The 22,851-nt window shown below is 72.7% G+C and carries 23 protein-coding genes; 14 read left to right on the top strand and 9 right to left on the bottom strand.

Annotated elements, in window-relative coordinates; genetic code table 11:
* Positions 1 to 23: 23 nt before the first annotated feature.
* Together OG599_RS05390 and OG599_RS05385 are read right to left on the bottom strand one after the other, a co-directional pair.
* Complete coding sequence (locus tag OG599_RS05390) at positions 24 to 233, bottom strand: DUF1918 domain-containing protein (RefSeq protein ID WP_327174789.1); 210 nt, start codon at positions 231 to 233, stop codon at positions 24 to 26.
* 44 nt (positions 234 to 277) lie between these two features.
* Positions 278 to 1,303 carry a DMT family transporter gene (locus OG599_RS05385; protein ID WP_327174788.1) on the bottom strand — a complete coding sequence of 342 codons (1,026 nt, stop codon included), beginning with the start codon at positions 1,301 to 1,303 and terminating at the stop codon, positions 278 to 280.
* Between OG599_RS05385 and OG599_RS05380 the strand changes: the two genes are divergently transcribed.
* The 4 genes from OG599_RS05380 (at position 1,302) to OG599_RS05365 (ending at position 4,534) form a co-directional block, all read left to right on the top strand.
* Entirely contained in the window at positions 1,302 to 2,744 is a 1,443-nt protein-coding gene (locus OG599_RS05380; protein ID WP_327174787.1) for an aminotransferase-like domain-containing protein, read from the top strand. The two genes, OG599_RS05385 and OG599_RS05380, sit on opposite strands and share 2 nt — an antisense overlap.
* An 88-nt stretch (positions 2,745 to 2,832) precedes the next feature.
* Entirely contained in the window at positions 2,833 to 3,264 is a 432-nt protein-coding gene (locus tag OG599_RS05375) for a GNAT family N-acetyltransferase (RefSeq protein ID WP_327174786.1), read from the top strand.
* Between the two features lie 65 nt (positions 3,265 to 3,329).
* Positions 3,330 to 3,905 (top strand): histidine phosphatase family protein, encoded by a 576-nt coding sequence (locus OG599_RS05370; RefSeq protein ID WP_327174785.1) that lies wholly within the window; start codon positions 3,330 to 3,332, stop codon positions 3,903 to 3,905.
* Between the two features lie 83 nt (positions 3,906 to 3,988).
* Entirely contained in the window at positions 3,989 to 4,534 is a 546-nt protein-coding gene (locus tag OG599_RS05365; RefSeq protein ID WP_327174784.1) for a DinB family protein, read from the top strand.
* 147 nt (positions 4,535 to 4,681) lie between these two features.
* On the opposite strand, the gene OG599_RS05360 is transcribed toward OG599_RS05365, so the two are convergent.
* The 3 genes from OG599_RS05360 to OG599_RS05350 form a co-directional block, all read right to left on the bottom strand.
* The gene (locus OG599_RS05360; RefSeq protein WP_327174783.1) at positions 4,682 to 5,179 is read right to left on the bottom strand and encodes a peptidylprolyl isomerase; all 498 of its coding nucleotides are present in this window, start codon (positions 5,177 to 5,179) and stop codon (positions 4,682 to 4,684) included.
* Between the two features lie 101 nt (positions 5,180 to 5,280).
* Positions 5,281 to 5,646, bottom strand: coding sequence for a hypothetical protein (locus OG599_RS05355; protein ID WP_327174782.1), 366 nt, complete (start codon positions 5,644 to 5,646; stop codon positions 5,281 to 5,283).
* Between the two features lie 146 nt (positions 5,647 to 5,792).
* A complete protein-coding gene (locus tag OG599_RS05350) occupies positions 5,793 to 6,581 on the bottom strand; it encodes a LysR family substrate-binding domain-containing protein (protein WP_327174781.1) in 789 nt (262 codons plus the stop codon).
* 122 nt (positions 6,582 to 6,703) lie between these two features.
* Here OG599_RS05350 and OG599_RS05345 point away from each other — a divergent pair, with 122 nt between their 5' ends.
* The 3 genes from OG599_RS05345 to OG599_RS05335 all read left to right on the top strand — a co-directional run bounded on the left by OG599_RS05345 (position 6,704) and on the right by OG599_RS05335 (position 8,716).
* Complete coding sequence (locus OG599_RS05345; RefSeq protein ID WP_327174780.1) at positions 6,704 to 7,108, top strand: DUF5997 family protein; 405 nt, start codon at positions 6,704 to 6,706, stop codon at positions 7,106 to 7,108.
* 155 nt (positions 7,109 to 7,263) lie between these two features.
* Positions 7,264 to 7,740 (top strand): hypothetical protein, encoded by a 477-nt coding sequence (locus OG599_RS05340; protein ID WP_327174779.1) that lies wholly within the window; start codon positions 7,264 to 7,266, stop codon positions 7,738 to 7,740.
* 85 nt (positions 7,741 to 7,825) lie between these two features.
* Complete coding sequence (locus tag OG599_RS05335) at positions 7,826 to 8,716, top strand: NAD(P)-dependent oxidoreductase (protein WP_327174778.1); 891 nt, start codon at positions 7,826 to 7,828, stop codon at positions 8,714 to 8,716.
* Positions 8,717 to 8,818: 102 nt separating this feature from the next.
* Here the strand turns inward: OG599_RS05335 and OG599_RS05330 are convergent, their stop codons facing one another.
* Complete coding sequence (locus OG599_RS05330) at positions 8,819 to 9,571, bottom strand: hypothetical protein (protein ID WP_327174777.1); 753 nt, start codon at positions 9,569 to 9,571, stop codon at positions 8,819 to 8,821.
* A gap of 258 nt (positions 9,572 to 9,829) precedes the next feature.
* Here OG599_RS05330 and OG599_RS05325 point away from each other — a divergent pair, with 258 nt between their 5' ends.
* On the top strand, positions 9,830 to 10,858 hold the full coding sequence (locus tag OG599_RS05325) for an aldo/keto reductase (protein WP_327174776.1): 1,029 nt from the start codon (positions 9,830 to 9,832) through the stop codon (positions 10,856 to 10,858).
* Between the two features lie 114 nt (positions 10,859 to 10,972).
* On the opposite strand, the gene OG599_RS05320 is transcribed toward OG599_RS05325, so the two are convergent.
* From OG599_RS05320 to OG599_RS05310, 3 genes are all read right to left on the bottom strand, one after another.
* Positions 10,973 to 12,517 (bottom strand): hypothetical protein, encoded by a 1,545-nt coding sequence (locus OG599_RS05320; protein WP_327174775.1) that lies wholly within the window; start codon positions 12,515 to 12,517, stop codon positions 10,973 to 10,975.
* A gap of 265 nt (positions 12,518 to 12,782) precedes the next feature.
* Positions 12,783 to 14,312 carry a multicopper oxidase family protein gene (locus tag OG599_RS05315; RefSeq protein ID WP_327174774.1) on the bottom strand — a complete coding sequence of 510 codons (1,530 nt, stop codon included), beginning with the start codon at positions 14,310 to 14,312 and terminating at the stop codon, positions 12,783 to 12,785.
* A gap of 335 nt (positions 14,313 to 14,647) precedes the next feature.
* Positions 14,648 to 15,274 carry a sensor domain-containing protein gene (locus OG599_RS05310; protein WP_327179928.1) on the bottom strand — a complete coding sequence of 209 codons (627 nt, stop codon included), beginning with the start codon at positions 15,272 to 15,274 and terminating at the stop codon, positions 14,648 to 14,650.
* Between the two features lie 453 nt (positions 15,275 to 15,727).
* Between OG599_RS05310 and OG599_RS05305 the strand changes: the two genes are divergently transcribed.
* From OG599_RS05305 to OG599_RS05280, 6 genes are all read left to right on the top strand, one after another.
* Entirely contained in the window at positions 15,728 to 17,509 is a 1,782-nt protein-coding gene (locus OG599_RS05305; RefSeq protein ID WP_442809661.1) for an acyl-CoA dehydrogenase, read from the top strand.
* Positions 17,510 to 17,753: 244 nt separating this feature from the next.
* Positions 17,754 to 18,782, top strand: coding sequence for an N-acetyl-gamma-glutamyl-phosphate reductase (argC, locus tag OG599_RS05300; protein ID WP_327174772.1), 1,029 nt, complete (start codon positions 17,754 to 17,756; stop codon positions 18,780 to 18,782).
* A gap of 121 nt (positions 18,783 to 18,903) precedes the next feature.
* A complete protein-coding gene (gene argJ / locus OG599_RS05295; RefSeq protein ID WP_327174771.1) occupies positions 18,904 to 20,058 on the top strand; it encodes a bifunctional glutamate N-acetyltransferase/amino-acid acetyltransferase ArgJ in 1,155 nt (384 codons plus the stop codon).
* Positions 20,055 to 21,053 carry an acetylglutamate kinase gene (gene argB, locus OG599_RS05290; protein WP_327174770.1) on the top strand — a complete coding sequence of 333 codons (999 nt, stop codon included), beginning with the start codon at positions 20,055 to 20,057 and terminating at the stop codon, positions 21,051 to 21,053. Before argJ ends, argB begins: the two co-directional genes overlap by 4 nt.
* Positions 21,050 to 22,255, top strand: coding sequence for an acetylornithine transaminase (locus tag OG599_RS05285; RefSeq protein ID WP_327174769.1), 1,206 nt, complete (start codon positions 21,050 to 21,052; stop codon positions 22,253 to 22,255). Before argB ends, OG599_RS05285 begins: the two co-directional genes overlap by 4 nt.
* Before the next feature lie 25 nt (positions 22,256 to 22,280).
* Positions 22,281 to 22,817, top strand: coding sequence for an arginine repressor (locus OG599_RS05280; RefSeq protein ID WP_327174768.1), 537 nt, complete (start codon positions 22,281 to 22,283; stop codon positions 22,815 to 22,817).
* Positions 22,818 to 22,851 lie beyond the last annotated feature (34 nt).

The following is a 22,851-nucleotide window of genomic DNA, read 5'->3' as shown; positions in this document are numbered from 1 at the left end:
GATGTCCCGGCTACCGGCGCCGCTCACTTCGTCTCCGGCTTCTCCGCTCCGCCCGTGTGCTGCACCACGCTGTCCGGCCCCGGGTACGCCAGCGACTCGTGGCCGTCCGCGTAGCGCAGCCGGTACGGCGGGGTGCCGCGCGGGCCTCGTACCTCGATGATCTCGGCGACCTGGTCGGGCCGGCCGACGGTTCTGCCGTGGGTCAGCAACCGGTCGCCGGTGTGGGCCTCCATCGGGAACGACCTCCTCCTGGACGGCGGTCCCTGTGTCGACAAGTCTATGACCGCGGGGCGTGGCGCTCACGCGGTCGCCGGGTGCCCGCCCGCTGGGTCACCGCGATGCAGACGAGTACGGCCACCGCCGCGATCGGGGCGGCCGCGGAGAGTTCCTCGCCGAGCAGCAGGAACGACCAGACCAGCGTCAGCAGTGGCTGGGCCAGTTGCAGCTGGCTGGCGCGCGGGATACCGATCTCCGCCATGCCCCGGTACCAGACGTACAGCCCGATGAAGGTGGACCCGGCCGCCAGCCAGACCAGGCCGGCGATCCCTTGCCCGGTCAGCGTGACGGGCTCGTACGACAGCGCGACCGCGCTGCCCGCCACCGTGACCGGGAGTGAGAGGACCAGTGCCCAGCCGATCACCTGCCAGCCGGGCATCGACCGCGCCAGCCTGCCGCCCTCCGCGTACCCGGCCGCGCACACCACCAGCGAACCGAACAGATACAGGTCGCCGGCCGAGACCGTGCCGCCGCTCTGGGCGACCGTGAACGCCAGCACCACGGCGGCCCCCGCGAGCGCCGCGATCCAGAACGCGCGGGGCGGGCGGGTGCCCGTGCGCAGGGACGAGAACACCGCCGTGGTCAGCGGCAGCAGCCCCACCACCACGGCCGAGTGCGAGGAGGTCGTCGTCCTCAGCGCGAGCGTGGTCAGCAGCGGGAACCCCGCCACCACTCCGCCCGCCACGACCAGCAGCCCGCCCAGGTGACGGCGGCCCGGCCACGGGATGCGGGCCGCCAGCAGGACCGTGCCCGCGACCAACGCGGCGAGCACGCTGCGCAGCGCCACCAGCGACCAGGGGCCGAAGCTCTCCAGCCCCCACACGGTGGCGGGGAAGGTCAGCGAGAAGGCGACGACGCCGAGGGAGGCGAGGACGAAGCCGGTCCGCTCGGAGGCCGGGGCCGGCTGGGAGGCTGGGGGCGATGTCGAGGCCGGAGGTGAGGCCGGGGTCGGCGTCGGGGCCGGGGGAGTGGCGGTGGGAGTGAGCGCTATCGCGGTCAGCCGGATAGCGCTATCGTGTTCTCTCATGGAAGAGCGTAGCAGTGTGGGTGAGTTGGCGAAATCCCTGCGCCAAGAGCTGGACCGCTACTCACCGGGTGGAAAGCTGCCGTCGAGCCGTGCTCTCGTCGAGCGCTTCCGGGTCAGCCCGGTCACCGTCACCCGGGCCCTCGCCCAACTGGCCGCCGAGGGGCTGGTCGTCACCCGGCCCGGCGCCGGGGCCTTCCGTGCCCAGCCGCGTACGACTGCCCCGGCCCCGGGCGACACGTCCTGGCAGGAGGTCTCGCTCAGCGGGGACGGCGGGCCCGAGGTGGTGCCCCGTACCGTCGACGCCTCGGGGGTCCTCGTCACGCTCGCCGCGCCCCCGCCGGGCGTCATCGAGTTCAACGGCGGCTATCTCCACCCCACCCTCCAGCCCGAACGGGCCCTGGCCGCAGCCCTCGCGCGGGCCGGCCGCCGTCCCGGTGCCTGGGACCGGCCGCCCGTGGACGGGCTGCCCGAACTGCGCGCCTGGTTCGCCCGCGAGATCGGACCCGGCGTCGGCGCGGCCGACGTCCTGATCACGGCGGGCGGCCAGGGCGCGCTGGCCACCGCGCTGCGCGCGCTCGCCCCGCCCGGGGCTCCGGTGCTCGTCGAGTCGCCGACCTACCCCGGCATGCTGGCCGTCGCCCGGGCCGCCGGGCTGCGGCCCGTCCCTGTACCGGTGGACGCGGACGGCGTGCGCCCCGAACTGCTGGACGCGGCGTTCCGTGCCACCGGGGCGCGGGTCTTCGTCTGCCAGCCGCTCTTCCAGAACCCCACGGGGGCGGTACTCCACCCCGAGCGGAGGGCCGAGGTGCGGCGGATCGCTCGGGCCGCGGGCGCGTTCGTGGTGGAGGACGACTTCGCCCGCCGCCTCGCCCACGAGGACGCGGGCCCCCTGCCGCCGCCGCTGGCCGCCGACGATCCGGACGGGGTGGTCGTCCACGTCTGTTCGCTCACCAAGGTCACCTCGCCCAGTCTGCGCGTCGGCGCGCTCGCCGCGCGCGGCCCGGTGCTGGAACGGCTGCGCGCGATCCAGGTCGTGGACAGCTTCTTCGTGCCCAGGCCACTCCAGGAAGCCGCACTCGAACTGGTCGGATCTCCAGCCTGGGGTACCCATCTGCGCTTCGTGGCAGGGGAGTTGGCCCGGCGTCGCACCCTGCTCGCCGGTGAGCTCCGCCGCTCGCTGCCCGAACTCGACCTGCCGTACGTGCCGTCCGGCGGCGGCAGCCTCTGGCTGCGCGTCCCCGGCGGGGGCGGCAGCGGTGCGGACGAGGCCGCGTTCGTCACCGGCGCCCTGCGGGCCGGGGTCGCCGTGGCCCCCGGGCGCCCGTACTTCTGCGCCGAACCGCCCTCCGCGCAGGTCCGGATCAGCTTCGCGGCCGCCTCCGGCGCGGGCGAGATCGCGGAAGGGGTCAGGCGGCTGCGCATCGCGTACGACACGCGGTGAGCGGTGGGGGTTCCCCGGGTGTGACCGGTGGTGCCGCGTGCACCGGAAACGGCTGGGCCGGTCCGGAGTGCTGTTCTAGCCTGGGCCCATGACCGAAACGATCACGCAGGACTACGACATCTCGACCGACCCCGCCCGGCTCGACCCGGCCCGTATTCACCACTGGCTCTCCACCGACGCCTACTGGGCGCTCGGGCGCAGTCGCGCCAAGCAGGACGCGGCCATCGCTGCCTCACTCAACTTCGGTGTGTACGAAAGGAGTTCCGGAACCCAGGTCGGGTACGCCCGGGTGGTCACCGACCACGTCACCTTCGCCTGGCTCTGTGACGTCTACGTCGCCCCGGTGGCCCGCGGGCGGGGACTCGGCGTCCGGCTGGCCGAAGCGGTCCGCGACCACCTCGCCCCGGCCGGTGTCGGCAGGATCCTGCTTTCCACGGGCGACGCCCACGGGGTGTACGGGAAGGTCGGCTTCCGAGAGCTGGAGGAGCCCGGAAAGTGGATGACTCTGGTCAACCGTTAGATCGTCAACTCCCTTTGATGCAGGCCCCCTTGACCCCGAGGGTCGGCGGCCTCACCATCGCGGCCATGAGTGTTCGGGTTTCCCTCGTGGCGGCAGCGCGAAGCTCGTCCCTGCTCGCCGAGCGCTTCGACGACGACCGTCCGCTGGACCACACCGGATGGCATGAGGTGCAACTCGTCGCCCACGCGCTGGTCCCGCTCGGCGCGGCCGACCTCCGCTACTGCGCGCCGACCCCCCGGAGCCGGGCCACCGGTGCCGCTCTCGGGTACGCCCCCATGGCCCAACCCGACCTGCGCGACTGCGACATGGGGCGCTGGCGGGGCATGACCCTGGCGGAGGTCGCGGCCCGCGAGCCCGCCGCCGTAGACGCGTGGCTGGCCGATCCCCGGTCCGCACCGCACGGCGGCGAGCCGCTGCTCGGCTTCATCGGGCGCATCGGCCACTGGCTCGACACCCGCCCCTTCGACGGCGGTTCCATCGTCGCGGTGGCCGAACCCGCCGTGGTCCGCGCGATCCTCGTCTACGCGTTGAAGGCCCCGCCGTCGGCGTACTGGAACATCGACGTGCGCCCGCTCTCCGCCGTCACCCTCGCCGGGCAACCCGGCCGCTGGAGCCTCTGCCTGGAACCACCGGCCTCATGATGTGCCTCCTGCCTCCTGCTTCAGCTGCACGGGAAGGGTGAAACTCCTGCGACGGAGGGTGCACATCGGCCACAATCCCGGACATGCAACGGTTTGCGGAGATGTTCACCGATCCTGGAAGTGACCCACGGGCAGAGGTCCCGACGCTGAGCGACGAGCGGACCATGCTCGCCGCGTCCCTGCGCCGCCAGCGGGAGACCCTGGTCCTGAAGTGCTCCGGGCTCGACGCCGAAGCCATGGCCCTGCGGTCCGTGGACTTCTCCGGCCTGTCCCTGCTGGGACTCGTCCGGCACCTCGCCGACGTCGAACACCGTTGGTTCCGGCTGCGGTTGGCCGGCCATGACGGACCAGCGCCCTTCTCCACGGTGGACGAGCCGGACAGCGCGTTCGACCGCGCCGTGCCCGACGCCGCCCGTACGGAGGAAGCCTGGCGGGCCTGGCGCGAGGAGGTCGACTTCGCGGAACGGTTCGTCGCCGAAGCCGCGGATCTCGACGTCTCCGCCGTCGACCCCTGGCAGGGGCGGGTCTCGCTCCGGTGGGTCATGCTGCACATGGTGGAGGAGTACGCGCGCCACAACGGCCACGCCGACCTGCTGCGCCAGGGGGTCGACGGCGCCGTGGGGCTGTAGTGGGGGAAGTGCGGGCGCCAGGGGAACCGGAGAACGAAAGACGCGCGGGCCGACGGTCTCCCGCCCACCCGCGCGTCTCCGAACCGGAATCCCCGAACCGGAATCCCCGAACCGGAATCCCCGAACCGGATTCCTCGGACGGAATCCTTAGAGGACGCCGCTCTCCGCGATGGTGATCTTCGCCGAGGTGCGGCCGCTCTGGGAGCCCAGGGACTCGATCTTCTGGACCAGCTTCATGCTGTCCTCGTCCGCGACCTCACCGAAGACGACGTGCTTGCCGTCGAGCCACGGGGTCAGGACGGTGGTGATGAAGAACTGCGAGCCGTTGGTGTTCCGGCCGGCGTTGGCCATCGAGAGCAGGCCCGCCTTGTTGTGCGTGAGCTTGAAGTTCTCGTCCGCGAACTTCTCGCCGTAGATGCTCTTGCCGCCCGTGCCGTCGCCACGGGTGAAGTCGCCGCCCTGGAGCATGAAGTCCGGGATGACGCGGTGGAAGGAGGAGCCCGCGTAGCCGAAGCCCTTCTCGCCGGTGGCGAGGGCGCGGAAGTTCTCCACGGTCTTCGGGACGACGTCCTCGAAGAGGTTGAACGTGATCCGCCCGGCGGGCTCGTCGTTGATGGTGATGTCGAAGTAAGCCTTGATGGTCATACAACCATCCTGACACTTCTCGGCCCGGGTCTCGCGCAGAGGGGTCCCCCCGGGGGCTCGACGGCCCCGCCGCTCGCGGAACCGACCGCCCGCCGCGCGCCTCAGCGCCCGCCCGAACGCCCGCCTCGCGGCCGGGCGCGCCCGAGGCCGAAAGGCCCCCGCCGCCCCGTTCGGGAGCTGCGCCCGAATGGCCGCCCGGTACGGTCCCCGGGCGCGTACTCCGGCGTCGTGGGGCGCCGGTCGCCGTCCGGGGACGGCAGCGGGGCCTGCCGGTCGGCCTGGGCGCGTATCTCCTGGTGAGCGGCGTACGACGTGGTACGGAACGCCTCCTCGTACGACGCGAGGGCCGCCCCGATCGCGGCCCCGGCCGTCCCCCGGCGCCGTACCCGGGCCGCGAGCAACCCGAGGAGGCCCATGACGGCGGCCAGACATCCGGCAACGATCAGCAACGGCAGGAGAACGCCCATGGCGGCGAGCGTAACGAGCGGGCGCCCGGGGCGGTACGGGCCGTCGCCCCGGAAGCCAGGACCGCCGCGTGCGTACGGCCGGCGTCACTACGGCCGGCGTCACGTACGACCGGCGTCACGTACGGCCGGCTTTCCGCGCGCTCCCGCTACCGGCCGCGCGGCTTTCCGCGCTTGGCTCCCTTGGCCCCGCCGGCGCTCTTGCCACCCTTGGCGCCGCCTCCCGAGCCGCCCCGCGGGTTGCGGGCCGACGGCTTGCCCGCGCCGGCGCCGCGACGGGCACCGGCGGCCGCCCGCTTCTCCTGCTTGGGCTGCGGGGGAGTGGGAGTACGCCCGCGGGAGCTGTTCACCGTGCGGCCCCGGACGATGCCGATGAAGTCCTCGACCCTCTCGGTCGTCTTCTCCTCCGGCCACGCGAGCGCGATGCGCGACTCCGGGACGTCCGTCATCGTCCGGTAGGTGAGGTCCTTGCGGTGGTGGAGCCGGGCGAGCGACTGCGGGACGACCAGCAGACCGATCCCCGCCGCGACCAGCGCCACCGCGTCCTCCGTCGTCTCCGGCCGCTCGAACGCGGGCAGACCCGGCGGGCGCTCCCAACCGAGCGAGTCGTCGAGCGGGTGGAGCACGATGTCCTCCGCGAGGTCCTCGGTGGACACCTCATCCGCGGCCGCCAGCAGGTGGTCCTTGGGGATCACCACCACCGTGGTCTCGGTGTACAGCGGGATCGCGCTGAGCTCCTCGCGCCCGACCGGCATCCGTACGAAGCCCGCGTCGGCGCCACCGTCCAGCAGCAGCGCCGGGGCCTCGCCGGACGGCACGGAGACCAGCTCCAGGGGAATGAGGGGGAAGCGCTCTTTCCAGATGCGCACCCACTTGGAAGGCGTCACGCCCGGTACGTAGGCAAGGCGGAACGAGGGGGGTGCGTCGGAGCCAGTCACCCCGCCAGGTTACCGGCCCCGGGCCAGGGCCTCTCGTCCGGATCATGGCCCGGGCGCCGCCGCCCCGCCCTTCGGCGACCGGTGTGGTCGGCGGCCTCGCGCACGCTCGCTACTCTTGACACATGACCTCGCACCAGACACCCCAGACGATGAAGCCCGCCACCGCGGCGAAGAAGCTGGGTGTGTACCTCGAAGCCACCCCCGCCGAGTTCCAGGAGGGTGTGGTCTCGCGCGGCGAGTTCAACGCGCTGCAGGCCGAACCGCCGGCCTGGCTGGAAGAGCTGCGCCGCAACGGCCCGCACCCCCGCCCGGTCGTCGCCGCCAAGCTGGGCGTCTCCATCTCCGGCCTGGCCCGCGGAGGCGTGACCGAGCCGCTCACCACCGAGCAGATCGACGCCCTCAAGAACGAGATGCCGGAGTGGCTGAGCGCCGAGCGCGCCACCCAGGCGGACGTGCGCAAGGAGGCCGTCCGCATCAAGGAGCGGAACGCCGAACGCGCCGCGCGCGCCGAGAAGACCGACTCCTGATCCACGCTCCACCACCGCCCGGCCGCCGGCACACCTCGGGCGGCCGGGCGGAGCTGTGAACGCCCGGCCGCGTCGGCCGCGACGACCGTTCCAGCCAGGCCCGGCTGCCCGGAGCGGGCACGCGGACCATCCGACGACCGGATAACCGGGCCCTGGTGGCCGAGCGCCACGACCTGCCGGACCGGATCCGCGACCGGCTCGCCGCCGACCCCGACGCCAAGGTGGTCCGCGCGGTGGCCCCGCACCCCGGGCTCTCCGAGGCGGTGCTGCGCGCGATGACCACGCGCTTCGGGGCCCAGGTGGCGGGGCGGGTGGCCGAGAACCCGGACGCCTCGCCCGAGTTCCTGGAGGAACTGGCCCTGCGCACCCCGCCCGTACGCAAGGTGCTCCGCGCGGTGGCCGGCCGCCCCGGGGCGACCCCGGCCTCGCTGGTCGCCTGCCTGGCGGACTCGCGGGTACGCATCGAGGCGGCCCGCCACCCGGCCCTGCCTCTGCCCGTGCTCGTCGGGCTGCTCGACCACCCGGACCACGAACCGGCCAGGGCTGCCGCGGCCAACCCCGCCCTGCCGGTGGCCGAGATGGCCCGCCGCCTCCCGCCGCCCGTCCTCCCCGGACTCCGCGGCACCACGTAACGTGCGGGTGGGGGCGCCGGCGCCGGCTGAAGGCGCCACCGCGTCACCGTCCGTGTTCCACCCGGCAGAGAGGCCGACTCCGACCATGACCGACACACTGACCGTCAGCGTTCTGGGCACCGGGATCATGGGCGCCGCCATGGCCCGCAACCTCGCCCGCGCCGGACACTCCGTACAGGTCTGGAACCGCACCCGGGACAAGGCCGAGCCGCTGGCCGAGGACGGCGCGCGGATCGCCGACACCCCGGCCGAGGCCGTCGAAGGCGCCGACGTGGTCCTGACGATGCTGCACGACGGGGCGGCGGTGGCGGAGGTCATGCGACAGGCGGCCCCCGCGCTCCGTTCCGGCACCGCCTGGGTGCAGTCGACCACCGTGGGCGTCGACGCCGTCGAGGAGCTCGCCGCCTACGCCGACCAGCACGGCCTGGTCTTCTTCGACGCACCGGTGCTCGGCACCCGGCAGCCCGCCGAGGCCGGGCAGCTGCTGATCCTCGCGGCGGGCCCTGCGGAGCAGCGGGCCTCCGTCGCCCCCGTGCTGGACGCGGTCGGGGCCCGTACGGTCTGGACGGGCGAGAACGGGGCCGACGGAGGCGCCACCCGCCTCAAGCTCGTCGCCAACAGCTGGGTCATCGCGGCCACCACCGCCACCGGAGAGTCCCTGGCGCTCGCCAAGGGACTCGGCGTGAACCCGCAGGACTTCTTCGACGCCATCGCCGGCGGCCCGCTCGACATGGGCTATCTGCGCGCCAAGTCCGCCCTCATCCTCGACGGCGGCCTCGAACCGGCCAGTTTCGCGGTGACCACGGCCGAGAAGGACGCCCGCCTGATCGTGGAGGCCGGTCAGCGGTACGGCGTCCGCCTCGACGGCGCCGCAGCGAGCGCGGACCGTTTCGCCCGGGCCGCCGCCCAGGGTCACGGCCACGAGGACATGGCCGCCGCCTACTTCGCGAGCTTCGACCCGGACGAGTCGCGCTGACGGCTGGAGCTCGGTGTCCGGCCCCCGTCCGCCGGACGCGGCTGGTCGCGGGGGACCGGGTGGGCCGCGCGGGCAGCCCAGGAGCTCCGCGTCCGCCCCTGCTCAGGGGGTGGGCGAGGCCCCGGTGAGGGACATCCACCGCCGCACGGTGTCCTGGTGGGAACCGGTCGCCGTGCCCGAGGCCACCGCCTCCGCATCAGCGTCCGCGCCGGACCGGGGGACCCCGGAGCGGGTCAGCAGCACGAGCGGCCACACGGGGCCCGGGCCGGGGGCCGCCCCGTCGAACGGTTCCCACTCCCAGGGCCCGCGGAGGCGCCAGGCTCTGCCCTCGGCGTCGGCCACCTCGTCGTCCGCCCGCAGGAACGCGTACGGCCGCAACAGCAGCTCGAAGGCGTACGGCGTCCCGTCGCCCGGATGGAGACCGTGGCCGTAGCCGTCGAGATGGCTCCCGTCCGGGTACTCCCGGTAGGACATGCCCTCGGGCAGCACGGCCACGGTCAGCGTCGGACGCGGCAGCCAGCCGGTCTCCAGCGGCGGGTCGTGACGGTCGACGGACGTGACGTGCACCAAGGTCGGCGGCACCCCGACCCGGCAGAGGTCACCCGGCCGCAGACGGTGGGGCGGCGGGTCGGTCCGGAACAGTTCCGACAGGTTCTCCGGGTAGGCGTCCCCGCCCTCCACGCCCAGGGCCATGACCCCGTTCCAGCGGAAGAGCTCGTTGCCCTCGTCGATCGACCACCACGGCCAGCGCACCGACAGGTGACCCCACCTCACGCCTTCCACGACCACGGTCTCCGTGAAGGGGCAGGCGACCGACAACACGTCACCGACCCGGAAGTCCCCCTCGCATTCCATCGGCCCAGCGTAGAAGGACACGTCCGAGCGAGATCGCGGGGCCCTCGGTGGTGCACGGACGGTCGTTGCGGAGCGCTGTCCGCACGATCCCTCTCGGCCCCTTGTGAATCGGAACATCGTTCCGTATTGTCGTTACGGAACGGTGTTCCGCTTTTGTCGCTCGAACAGGGCGGGACCCGCCACGGGCCGTGCGCGCAGACCGTCCGTACAAGACTCCGCACAGGATCATGCATACAAAACGCGCATACGAGGAGAACCATGCGATACCGCACGCTGGGCCGGACCGGCATCAAGGTCAGCCCCTACTGCCTGGGCGCCATGATGTTCGGCGCCATGGGAAACCCCGACCACGACGACTCCGTCCGCATCATCCACAAGGCGCTGGACGCGGGCATCAACTTCGTGGACACCGCCGACGCCTACTCGCGCGGCGAGTCCGAGGAGATCGTCGGCAAGGCGCTCAAGGGCCGCCGCGACAACGTCGTCCTGGCCACCAAGGCCCACCTCCCGATGGGCGACGACCCCAACCAGCAGGGGAACTCGCGGCGTTGGCTGGTCCGCGCCCTGGAGGACTCGTTGCGCCGTCTGGGCACCGACCACGTCGACCTGTTCCAGATCCACCGCCCCGCGCCGGACACCGACATCGAGGAGACCCTCTCCGCCCTCACCGACCTGGTCCGCGCCGGCAAGGTCCGGGCCATCGGCTCCTCCGCCTTCCCCGCCACCGACATCGTCGAGGCGCAGTGGACCGCCGAACGGCGCGGCCTGCAGCGTTTCCGCACCGAGCAGCCGACGTACTCGATCCTCAACCGGGGCATCGAACGCGAGGTCCTGCCGGCCTGCGAACGGTACGGAATCGGTGCGCTGGTCTGGAGCCCGCTGGCAGGGGGCCTGCTCACCGGCCGCTACCGCAAGGGCCAGGAAGCCACCACGCACCGCGCCGGCTTCGGCTTCAAGCACCTGAAGGACGAACGCCGCCTCGACGTCGTCGAACAGCTCATCCCCCTCGCCGAGAAGGCGGGGATGCCGCTGACGCACCTGGCCACGGCCTTCGCCATCGCCCACCCCGGTGTCACCTCGGCGATCATCGGACCGCGCACCATGGCCCACCTCGACGACCTGCTCGCGGGCGCCGAGGTCCGCCTGAGCGACGAGATCCTCGACCGGATCGACGCCGTCGTGCCCCCCGGCACCGACATCGGGAGGCTCGACATGGCGTACGACCCGCCCGCCATCCAGCAGGCCGCGCTGCGGCGCCGCCCCGACACCGAGCGTGCCGCCGCCTGATGAGGGAGGGGTGCGAGGGCGGCCCGGGGGAACTGGTGGCGTACTCGGTCGCGCGCCCGGATCACCCGGTTCGGTGCGGGTCCGGGTCCTGCGGGCGCGTCACCCCTGGCGTACTCAACCAGCTGCCCCGGCCTCCCACTTGAGCCGGAGCAGCTCGTACGCGCTGAAGAGATGGCGGCTCTGGTCGAGCAGTTCCGCCACCTCCGTGCCGTGGTGCCGCGCGTCCACGGGCGGGCGCCACCGCCGCACGGACTGCTCTGCCCGGGTACGTACCTTCACGTCCGGGTCTTCCAGGAGCCCGACGGCCGCCCGTAGCGCCTCGATCCCGCCGCGCGCGTCGAGCAGCCGGAACGCGGCGAGCCGGACGTGCCGGGGCCGCCCGTAGAGACGTTCCAGCAGCCGGTCGACGGGCAGTTGCCCCACCGACGGCACCAGGGCGAGGGCCGTCTCCCGGGCGACCCCGGCGGCCGCGTCGTCGAGGAGGGGCAGCAACCGCCCGGCCTCCACGCAGTCCAGGAGCCGAAGTCCGGCCACCGCCCGCGCTCGCACCGCGGCCGCTGGGTGCGTGAGGAGCGGCCACAGCAGCGCGGCGTCCGGGCGGTTCCCGCACTCGGCGAGCCCGACCACCGCGCCGGGCGCCCACCCCGGGCCGGCCGCCGCCGTGCACCGCTCCCGGTACCAGGCCGCCGGATCGCCGCCGTGCTGCCGTACGACGTACCGGGCGCACGCGCGGACCAGCCCCGACCGGTCGCCGAGGAAGGCCTCCGCCCGCTCCGACAGCCCCGCCCGCCGCAGCGCGGTGACGCCGGCCGAACGGGCACGCGGGTGGCGCGCGGTCAACAGGGGCGCGAGCACGGCCTCGTATGTCTCCTGCGCCGCCGCGTCGTGCGTCTCATGCGTCCCGGACGTCTCGTGCGCCGCCTCGTCGCGCAGGGTCGTGAGCGCCGCGAGCGCGGCCGTGGCGCACAGGTCCTGGACCACGGCGTCCACGTCGCGGGCGGCGGCGCGGGCCAGCTCCACGGGGCCGAGCAGCCGGCGCTCGACGGCCAGCCGGTAGGCGAACCGCCGGACGGCACGGTCCGGGGCGGCGAAGAGAACCGCGAGCCGCTCCAGGGGCGCCCGGCGCAGGACCTCCCCGAGCAACTCGACGCCGAAGGCGCCTCTGTGGCGGCGGCCGACGAGCAGGACCAAGGGAGCGAGGGTGGTGGCGGAATCCTCGTCCAGGGCCTCGCGCAGCAGCCGCCGGGCGGCCTCGCGCACCGGGCCGGCCCAGTCGGTGCAGCGGATCACGATCAGTGGCAGCAGACCGGGGCGGCCGGCCGACCGGCGTACCGCCTCCTGACGGACCCGCCCGTTGCGGTGGCAGAGGGCAAGCACGAGCCCCGACTCCTCGTCCTGCCCCGGGTCGACGGGCGGCGGGCCCGCGTGCGCGACCGGTGAGCCGTAACCGGCCACCTTGCGCACCGCCGCGACCAGTGAGCGGTACCCCGTCACCGTACGCACCCCCGCGTCCAGCGAGCGGTACCCGGTCACCTCACGCACCCCCGCGTCCAGCGCGAGCCAGGCGGCGGGGTCCATGAGATCGAGGGTGCTCGGCAGCGGTGCGCCGCGCCCCGGCCGCACACCCGCCGCTGTCCCGTCCCCGGCGCCCTCGCCCATGTCCCCACCCTCCCGGTCGTCGTACCGGGGGATCCTAAAGCGTGTTGCGAGAGTAGCGCTGTCCGCCCGGAGGGCGGGTCCGGCGACGCCCGGTGCGTACGCTCGGCGTTGTTGGAATCCCGGCCTCCGGCCGAACGACGGCACTTCGACGGCACTTCGACGGCGCGCCTCGGGGCCCCGGGCGGTCCGTGGAACCGCCCGGGCCCCCTCGGGCAGGCTGTTCAAGCCATTCTGGCCATGCCGAGCCGTTCCGAGCCGTCCGGAGTCACTCGACGTACTCGACGAGCTGCATCATCCCCTGGTCCTCGTGCTGGAGCTGGTGGCAGTGGACGAGGGCCCGACCGGTGAAGTCCTCGAAGCGGACGCGCAGGGTCACCGAGCCTCCCCTCCTGATGCCGATGGTGTCCTGCCACACCGGTGTGCCGAGGGCGCGGCCGTCGACTGCGGTCACCAGGAAGTGGTTGGTGTGCAGGTGGAACGGGTGGACGGGGTGGCCGTTCGAGTTGTTGAGCAGGGTCCATTCCTCCGTGTCGCCGAGCCGGAGGGTGTGGTTGACGTGCTCCGGATCGAACCGGCCGTACGTCGGATCCGTCGGATCGGCCAGGTCGCGGGTGGCCGGCGTCGCTCCGTCGCCGGTGATACGGAACGCGTGCGGGAAGGGCCGGCCGGGGAAGGCGTTCCTGTCGCTGTGGAAGGTCAGGGAGCGGCGTCGGGTCACCGCACCCGGGTCGATGTACGGGGTGGGCCCCGGCAGGTCCGTGGGCAGTTCCATCCGCGCGCCGGAGCCGGACCGCACGGTCATCGTCGCCAGCAGGATGTCGCCCGCCATGATCCGGTAGTCGCCCGGGCGCTGCGCCCTGATCATGACGTCGGACCGGTTGCCCATCGCCAGGGTGACCCCGTCGAGCTCGACGGTCCGGGTGAGGGCGATGCCGTCCACGGCGATCTGGTGCAGGGCGTGTCCCTCCACCCGGATCGGCAGGACGGTGAACGCCGACGCGTTGATCAGGCGCCAGCGCTGCACCTCGCCCTCGCGCACCTGGACCACCGGCCGGAAGAGGCCGTTCACGACGTACGTCGACTCGACCGCGTCGAGGTCGTCCTCGGCGTGCAGGTCCGGCACCTGACCGTCCGAGAGCTTGAGTTCACCGATCGCCATCACGACGTCGCTCGCGGCCGCGATCTCCGGAACCCGGTCGATCGCGCCCTCCACGACGATCGCGCCCAGCAGGCCGCCGGACAGCTGGACGGCGGTCGACCCGTGCACGTGCGAGTGGTACCAGTACGTGCCGCCCTCGTGGCCGGAGGGGATCTCGATGCGGCTTCGGTAACTCGTGGCGGTCTGGCCGTTGGCCGGATCGTAGGGAGCGAACTCCCGGAAGACGTTGTCCGCCTCGCCGCTCGGCGACACGTGGAGCCCGTGGGTGTGCAGGTTCACCGTGTTGAACCGGTGCGGCACGTTGTGGTCGCTGTGAGTGGCCTGATCGGGGTTGGGCGGCAGCTCGTTGATGTGCTCGATGTCGAGCAGGTCGCCCGGACGCACGCGGAGCGTCGGCCCGATGGCCTCTCCGTTGTAGAGCCGGAGATCGACGTCGCCGACCCCGGCGAGCGTGCGCCGGGCGAACGCGACCCGCAGCGTGGTCGACAGGACGCCGTCCGCCGACCCGATCACCGGAGGCGGGCTGAACTGCGGCGCCGCCGACGCCGAAGCGCGGGGGGCCTGAAGTGCGCCGGCGACCAGGGCGGGAGCCGCCGCCAGTAGCGCACGCCTGTTGATACCGCGTGATGGGTCCATGGAACTCACCCCTACTCGTGAACGGGCAAAGACCGTCCAGCGTGGCGAGCGGACCACTGGTTCTGTCGGACGACACGTCCCGCGCCGCCCGGCTTCCTCCGATCGGCGCACCGGGTGGCTGGCCGGGTGGCCGGGTGGCCGGACAAGCCTTGCTGATCCCCGGCCGGATCCCCGGCCCCCTCGGAACCGGACGGGCGCCCTTCATCGCAGGAACCGGACGAGCGCATCCGGCCGGCTCCACCGCCCGCACCGCGCCTTCCACCGCCCGCACCGCGCCTTCCGCCGGCCGGCCGTGTCCCCGGCATGACGGGGCGGTACACCTGGCCCAGCCGTGGTTACGCGGCCCGGTCACTCAGCAGGGCGCGGGCCAGCCGGGTCTGTGCCGCGGTCAGCCCGCGGATCACCGGGACCACAGTGGCCAACAGGACCACACCCGTGACCGTGTTGAAGCCGATGTCGGCCGCCCGCGAGGAGTTGTCGAACATCAGCTCCACCAGTCCCTGGTTACCCGGTCCCTGCGGCAGGGCCCACGACCAGGTGAAGTAGAGCAACTCGCCGACCCCGCCGAGGGTCCACGTCAGCGCCACGCCGAACGTGACGACCTGAAGCGGAAAGGCGACGACAAGATGGACCAGGTCGCGCCAGGACCGTGGTTCACGCACGGTCCGCAGCGCCCCGGCCCATCCTGCGCCGGCCGGACCAGGGTGGTGTAACGGGAACGGACGGCCCGTGACGGCAGCCACCCGCCGGCGTTCCGAATTGGCCAGGGACCCGGCAGCGCGCAGAGTTCCGGCCAGTATGGGGAGTCCGATCCAGACCGCGAGAGTGGACACTCCCAAGGCGAAACCCGTCACCGCGACGGTGAAGGCCGCCACCCCGAGGGGCAGTCCGGACAGCAGATATCCCAACTCCCCACGGAACCGGTGGGCCACGGGCCCACGCCCGGCGGGCACTTGGGGCATGGTGCGGAGTGACGAGGTATCAGTCATGGCGCCACAGTCCCAGGTTCGCGCCGCCCCGGCCAACCGGCTGACCGGCCACCGCGGGGTAGGGCCAGCCCCACCCTGCGGTGGTGTCCGGCGGATCAAGGCCGCTCAGGTCGCCGCGTCCTGCGGTGCGACGCATGGCGCTGGGAGTCCTCATCGCGGAGCCACCCCTGCTGCCTGACCACCCGTCGGCAGATCGGCTCATCGTGTTCGCCGTCGCGAGGGGGCGGGCCTTGAACGGAGGTGTGGGCCGCCCGCTGCCGAGTCCGCCGCCCACCCGTTCCGGGCTGCGCCACCCCGATGCCGGCAGGGGGACTCCCGTGCTCGGGGGCCGGCGCCTACCGCGTATCAGATCACGCCAATCGTGTTGATCATCACTCTGGGAGACCCCGTGATTGCTATTAGCGTTCCGATGTGACTTCCCATCAGATGCGAGACAACGCCTCCCGCCCGCCGCTCCCGCTCCTCGCCGATCTCACCCACGCGCTCTACGGCGGCCGCCTCGCCGAGACGCATGATCGCTGGCGCGGTCTGTTCGGTTCAGCCCCCTTCTCGTTCCGTGAAGGGCTGACCCGTGAGGAGCGCATAGCGCTCTCCTACGAGCGTCTTGGGCTGGTGCGTGCGGCTGTTCCCGGCCGGATGGAGCGGTTCGTGGCGGACGCCGCGGAGCTGTCCGCCCTCCACGAGTGGGCCGGGGTCGACCCGGGCATGGCCACCGTGAGCTCGATCCACTTCAACCTGTTTCTCGGGAGCCTGGTCGATCACGGCCGCACCGGTGACGATCTGGCCGGGTTCACCGATCGGATCGGGACGTTTCTGTGTACGGAGCTCGGGCACGGCAATGACGCCGCGAGATGTGAGACCACGGCGACGTTCGACCGGGAGTCGGGCGGATTCGTCCTGGACACTCCGACGCCCGGGGCCGCGAAGTTCATGCCCAACACGTCCTCGGCCGGCGGCGCGAAGGCGGCGGTCGTGGCCGCACGTCTGCTGGTCGACGGTACCGACCACGGCATCTTCCTCTTCCTGACCCCGCTGAGCGATGCCGACGGGGTCCACCTGCGAGGGATCGAGGTGCGCGAGCTGGCCGAGACGGCCAGTGCCCCGGTCGATCACTGCGTCACGACGTTCCGTGGTGTGCGTCTGCCCTACGAGGCGATGCTCCAGGGCGACCACGGACGCCTCACCCGCGAGGGGGAGTTCAGCAGCGCCGTGGGCAGTCCTCGGCGCCGGTATCTGCACTCCATAGGCCGGGTCACCATGGGCAAGCTGTGCATGTCCGGGTACAGCCTCGGCGCGACGCGCCACGCGCTGGCCGTGACCATGCGGCTCTCCCACGACCGGATCACGTCGTCGATGACCACCCGCGCGACGCAGCCCCTGATCGAGCACCGCAGTCACCACGCCCCCCTCCTGGAGGCGGTGGCCACCACGTACGCGGCCACCCTGCTCCACCGGTCGGTGGTCACGCGGTGGACCCGCGCCGCGGACGGTACGGACGAGGACCGCGCGGCGTGCGAGCGGGACATAGCCGTCGCCAAGACGTGGATCACCTGGGAGGCCCGCAGGACGATGACGGCCTGCCGGGAGAGGAGTGGCGCCCGCGGGCTGTTCCTCGGCCATGGCATCGCCATGCAGCTCGCGGCCAACGAGGGAACCATCACCGCCGAGGGAGACAATCAGGTCGTCGCCGCCAAGGCCGGCGGAGAGATGGCCCTCGGCGCCATCGCCCTGAAGCCGCCGAGCGAAATCCTTCCCGGGGAACGTCTGCTGACCGACCCTCAGTTCCAGCTGGACCTCCTGGCCGATGTCGAGCGCATCTGGCACGACAGGGCCAGCGAAGAACGCCACCAGCCCGCCCCCTCGGCGTCGGCGCGGTGGAACAACATCGTGGGCCCGGCTCTCACCCTGGTGGACGCGCACGTCCGGCGACGGGCCGGGGAGGAGATGCTCACGGCGGCGGCCCGGGCCGGCTCCGACCAGGGGCGGAGGCTGCTGCTGGATCTGTTCGGGCTGTTCGCGCTGCGCCAGGTGGCCGCGCACAGCGGGGACCTCCTGGCTGAGGGCAGGATGACGGCCGACCAGGTCCGGAACCTCTACAAGGTCACCGGGAAGCTCCTCGACGCCCTCGTGCCGCACTCGCTGTCCCTCGTCGAGGGCTTCGCCGTGCCCGAGGCGCTCCTGGAGTCGAATTCCATGCTGAACCCCTGAAAATGCTCCGGGGTGCCATCCACCGGTTTCCGTGGCAGACGGCACCCCGGGCCGTGCGAGGGAGCGATCGGCCGCTGGTGGAGGTGGACCTGTCGCCCTCGTCCGCCGGCACGGCCCGTCACCGGCTCGTCGGGGACGGAGCGCCCCGGACGATCGATCCCACCCGCTCCGGACGGGCCCTCCAGAACCTTTGCATAAAAGTGCGCACCTGCGTATAGTCATGCCATCGATGAGGAGGATTCCGATGGTGGTACGTGCAGCGGTGGCAGGGGCGAGCGGATACGCCGGCGGTGAGCTGCTGCGTCTGCTGCTGGCCCACCCCGAGATCGAGATCGGCGCCCTGACCGGCCACTCCAACGCCGGGCAGACGCTCGGCGCGCTCCAGCCGCACCTGCGGCCCCTCGCCGACCGGGTGCTGGAGCCGACCACCGCCGAGGTGCTCGCCGGGCACGACGTGGTCTTCCTCGCCCTGCCGCACGGGCAGTCCGCCGCCGTCGCCGAGCAGCTCGGGGACGAGGTCCTGGTCGTCGACATGGGCGCCGACTTCCGGCTCGAGAACGCGGGGGACTGGGAGAAATTCTACGGTTCGCCGCACGCCGGCACGTGGCCCTACGGCCTCCCCGAGCTGCCCGGTGCCCGCGCCGCGCTCGCCGGGTCCAAGCGGATCGCCGTCCCCGGCTGCTACCCGACCGCCGTCTCCCTCGCGCTCTACCCGGCGTACGCTGCCGGGCTCGCCGAGCTCGAGGCGGTCGTCGTCGCCGCGTCCGGCACCTCCGGCGCCGGCAAGGCGGCCAAGCCGCACCTCCTCGGCTCCGAGGTGATGGGGAACATGACCCCGTACGGCGTCGGCGGCGGGCACCGGCACACCCCGGAGATCACGCAGAACCTCAGCGCCGTCGCCGGGGAACGCGTCTCCGTCTCCTTCACCCCGACCCTCGCCCCCATGCCCCGGGGCATCCTCGCCACCTGCAGCGCCAAGGCGAAGCCGGGCGTGGACGCGGGAGCGCTCCGCGCCGCCTACGAGAAGGCGTACGCGGACGAGCCGTTCGTCGAGCTCCTCCCCGAGGGCCAGTGGCCCGCCACCGCTTCCGTGTACGGCTCCAACGCCGTCCAGATCCAGGTGGCGTACGACCCCGCCGCCGACCGGATCATCGTGATCAGCGCCATCGACAACCTCGCCAAGGGCACCGCCGGAGGCGCCCTGCAGAGCACGAACATCGCCCTCGGGCTGCCCGAGGGCGCCGGTCTGACCACGGTCGGTGTGGCCCCCTGACCGGCGTGCGCCCGGCCGCACCCACCCCGGGCGCCGGGCGTACGGACGCCGGACCCCGGACCACCACGGAAACCGCCCCAGCGCCGCACCGCGCGGGCGGAGAAGCGAACGAGGAGATGCAGTGAGCGTCACGGCAGCACAAGGATTCTCGGCGGCGGGCATCGCCGCCGGGATCAAGGAGAGCGGCAACCCGGACCTGGCCCTCGTGGTCAACCTCGGGCCGCGCCGCGCCGCCGCGGGAGTCTTCACCTCCAACCGCGTCAAGGCCGCACCCGTCCTCTGGTCCCAGCAGGTCCTCAAGGGCGGCGAGGTCTCCGCCGTCGTCCTCAACTCCGGTGGTGCCAACGCCTGTACGGGCCCCAAGGGCTTCCAGGACACGCACGCCACCGCCGAGAAGGCCGCCGAGGCCCTCGAAGGCCACAGCGCCGGCGAGATCGCCGTCTGCTCCACCGGGCTCATCGGCACGCTGCTCCCCATGGAGAAGCTGCTCGCCGGCGTCGGCAAGGCCGCGGCCGCCCTCAGCACGGAAGGCGGCACGGACGCCGCCATCGCCATCAAGACCACCGACACCGTCCACAAGACCGCGGTGGCCGCCGGCGAGGGCTGGACCGTCGGCGGCATGGCCAAGGGCGCGGGCATGCTCGCCCCGGGCCTCGCCACCATGCTCGTCGTCCTCACCACCGACGCCGACGTCGAGGCGCCCGCGCTGGACGCCGCCCTGCGCGACGCCACCCGCACCACCTTCGACCGGGTCGACTCGGACGGCTGCATGTCGACCAACGACACCGTGCTGCTCCTCGCCTCCGGCGCCAGCGGCATCACCCCGGACCAGGACGCGTTCGCCGCGGCCGTACGGACCGTCTGCGACGACCTGGCCCGGCAGCTCATCGGCGACGCCGAGGGCGCCTCCAAGGACATCCGGATCGAGGTCGTCGGAGCCGCGACCGAGGACGACGCCGTCGAGGTGGGCCGCTCCATCGCCCGCAACAACCTCCTCAAGTGCGCCATCCACGGCGAGGACCCCAACTGGGGCCGGGTGCTCTCCGCGATCGGCACCACCCGGGCCGCCTTCGACCCCGACCGGCTGAACGTCGCCATCAACGACGTCTGGGTCTGCCGAGACGGCAGCGTCGGCGACGACCGCGACCTCGTCGACATGCGGTACCGCGAGGTCAGGATCACCGCCGACCTCTCCGCGGGCACCGAGTCGGCCGTCATCTGGGCGAACGACCTCACCGCCGAGTACGTCCACGAGAACAGCGCGTACAGCTCATGAGCACCGAAAAGAACCCCGGCAAGAACACCGGCAAGAACACCGAAAAGAACCCCGGCAAGAACGCCGGGAAGAGCACGGCGCGGAAGCACACCGCCCTCCCGAAGGCGCAGATCCTCATCGAAGCGCTGCCCTGGCTCACCCGGCACAACGGCCGGACCGTCGTCATCAAGTTCGGCGGCAACGCCATGATCGACGAGGACCTGAAGGCCGCCTTCGCCCAGGACGTCGTCTTCCTGCGGCAGGCAGGCCTCAAGCCCGTCGTCGTGCACGGCGGCGGCCCGCAGATCAACGCCCAGCTCGACAAGCAGGGCCTGGTCAGCGAGTTCAAGGCCGGACTGCGGGTCACCACGCCCGAGGCGATGGACGTCGTACGGATGGTGCTGGCCGGACAGGTGCAGCGCGAGCTCGTCGGCCTGCTCAACCAGCACGGGCCGCTCGCCGTCGGCATGACCGGCGAGGACGCCCGCACCATGACCGCCGTCCAGCACCGCCCGACCATCGACGGCGAGCTCATCGACATCGGCCGGGTCGGCGAGATCACCGAGATCGACACCGGGGCCATCGAGGCCCTGCTGGCGGACGGCCGCATCCCGGTCATCTCCTCGATCGCCCGCTCCGCCGACGACGACCACGTCTACAACGTCAACGCCGACACCGCCGCGGCCGCCCTGGCCGCCGCGCTGAACGCCGAGACGCTGATGGTCCTCACCGACGTCGAAGGGCTCTACGAGGACTGGCCGCACAGCGACGACGTGATCAGCCGCATCACCGCGACCGAGCTGGAGAAGCTCCTGCCCGAGCTGTCCAGCGGCATGGTCCCGAAGATGCAGGGCTGCCTGTACGCGGTACGCAACGGCGTCGAGACCGCCAGGGTCATCGACGGCCGGGTCCAGCACGCGATCCTGCTGGAGATCTTCACGGACGAGGGAGTCGGCACGATGGTCGTGCCCGACGCGGACACGGCAGCCGAGGACGGCACGGAGGGGTCAGCATGACGAACGCGGAACTCGGTCAGCGGTGGAGCGGTTCGCTGATGGACAACTACGGCACGCCGCAGATCCCCCTCGTCCGGGGCGAGGGCGCCCGCGTCTGGGACGCCGACGGCAAGGAGTACCTCGACTTCGTCGGCGGTATCGCGGTGAACGCGCTGGGCCACGCCCACCCCGCGATCGTCGAGGCCGTCTCCACGCAGATCGCCTCCCTCGGGCACGTCTCCAACCTCTTCATCGCCGAACCGCCGGTCGCGCTCGCCGAGCGGCTGCTCCAGCTCTTCGGCCGGAGCGGACGGGTCTACTTCGCCAACTCCGGCGCCGAAGCCAACGAAGCCGCCTTCAAGATCGGCCGGCTCACCGGCCGGACCGGCATGGTGGCCACCACCGGCGGCTTCCACGGCCGGACCATGGGCGCGCTCGCCCTCACCGGACAGCCCAAGAAGCGGGAGCCGTTCCTGCCGCTGCCCGCCGAGGTCACCCACGTGCCCTACGGGGACGTCGAGGCACTCCGGGCCGCCGTCACCACGGACACCGCGCTCGTGATCATCGAGCCCGTCCAGGGCGAGAACGGCGTGGTCGTCCCGCCCAGGGGCTACCTCACCGCAGCCCGCGAGATCACCCGGGCCACCGGCACCCTGCTCGTCCTCGACGAGGTGCAGACCGGCATCGGCCGGTGCGGCACCTGGTTCGAGTACCAGGCCCACGAGGACGTCGAGCCCGACATCGTCACCCTCGCCAAGGGGATCGGCGGCGGACTGCCGCTCGGCGTGACCGTCGCCTTCGGCGCCGCGGCCGACCTGCTGAAGCCGGGCCACCACGGCACCACCTTCGGCGGCAACCCGATCGCCTGCGCGGCCGGCCTCGCCGTGCTGGACACCCTGGCCGCGGACGGCGCGCTCGACAACGTGAAGCGGCTCGGCGAGCGCATCCGCGACGAGGTCGAGGGGCTCGGACACCCCCTCGTCCACCACGTCCGCGGCTCCGGCCTGCTGCTGGGTATCGTGCTCACGGGCCCCCACGCACAGCAGGTACAGCAGGCGGCCCAGGAAGCGGGCCTTCTGGTCAACGCCCCCGCGCCGGATGTCGTACGGCTGATGCCGCCGCTGATCATCGGCGACGCGGAGGTGGACGCCTTCCTGGCCGCGCTGCGGGGGGCCCTGGACACGGTGGACCCGGGCAAGGGCGACGGAGAACCCGGAGCATGAGCACCCGGAGAATGAGGCGACGACGATGACCGAGGCGCAGGACACCGACCACGGAGGCCCTGCCGTGCCGCAGACCCGCACGGCACGCCACCGTCGGATCGTGGACATCCTGAACCGGCAGCCGGTGCGCTCGCAGAGCCAGCTGGCCAAGCTGCTCGCCGACGACGGGCTGAGCGTCACCCAGGCGACGCTCTCCCGCGACCTCGACGAGCTGGGCGCGGTCAAGATCCGCAACACCGGCGGGGAGCTCATCTACGCGGTGCCGAGCGAGGGCGGATTCCGCACCCCGCAGGCACCGTTGGGCGGCTCCGCCAAGGAGGAGCGGATGCGCCGCCTCTCCTCGGAGCTGCTCATCTCCGCGGAGGCCTCGGCCAACCTCGTCGTGCTGCGCACGCCCCCGGGCGCCGCGCAGTTCCTCGCCTCGGCCATCGACCAGGCCGAACTCCACGACGTCCTCGGGACCATCGCCGGGGACGACACGCTGATGCTGATCAGCCGTGACGCGGCCGGCGGCCAGGCGCTCGCCGACCACCTGCTGCGGCTCGCGCAGAACGAACGCTGACGCGCACGGCGCCACACGCACCCGAGCCCGGTCC

It is taken from the genome of Streptomyces sp. NBC_01335, from assembly GCF_035953295.1.
Classification (GTDB): Bacteria; Actinomycetota; Actinomycetes; order Streptomycetales; family Streptomycetaceae; genus Streptomyces.
Note: the sequence above shows the minus strand (reverse complement) of the source record. Positions and strands in the feature narration are given on the sequence as shown.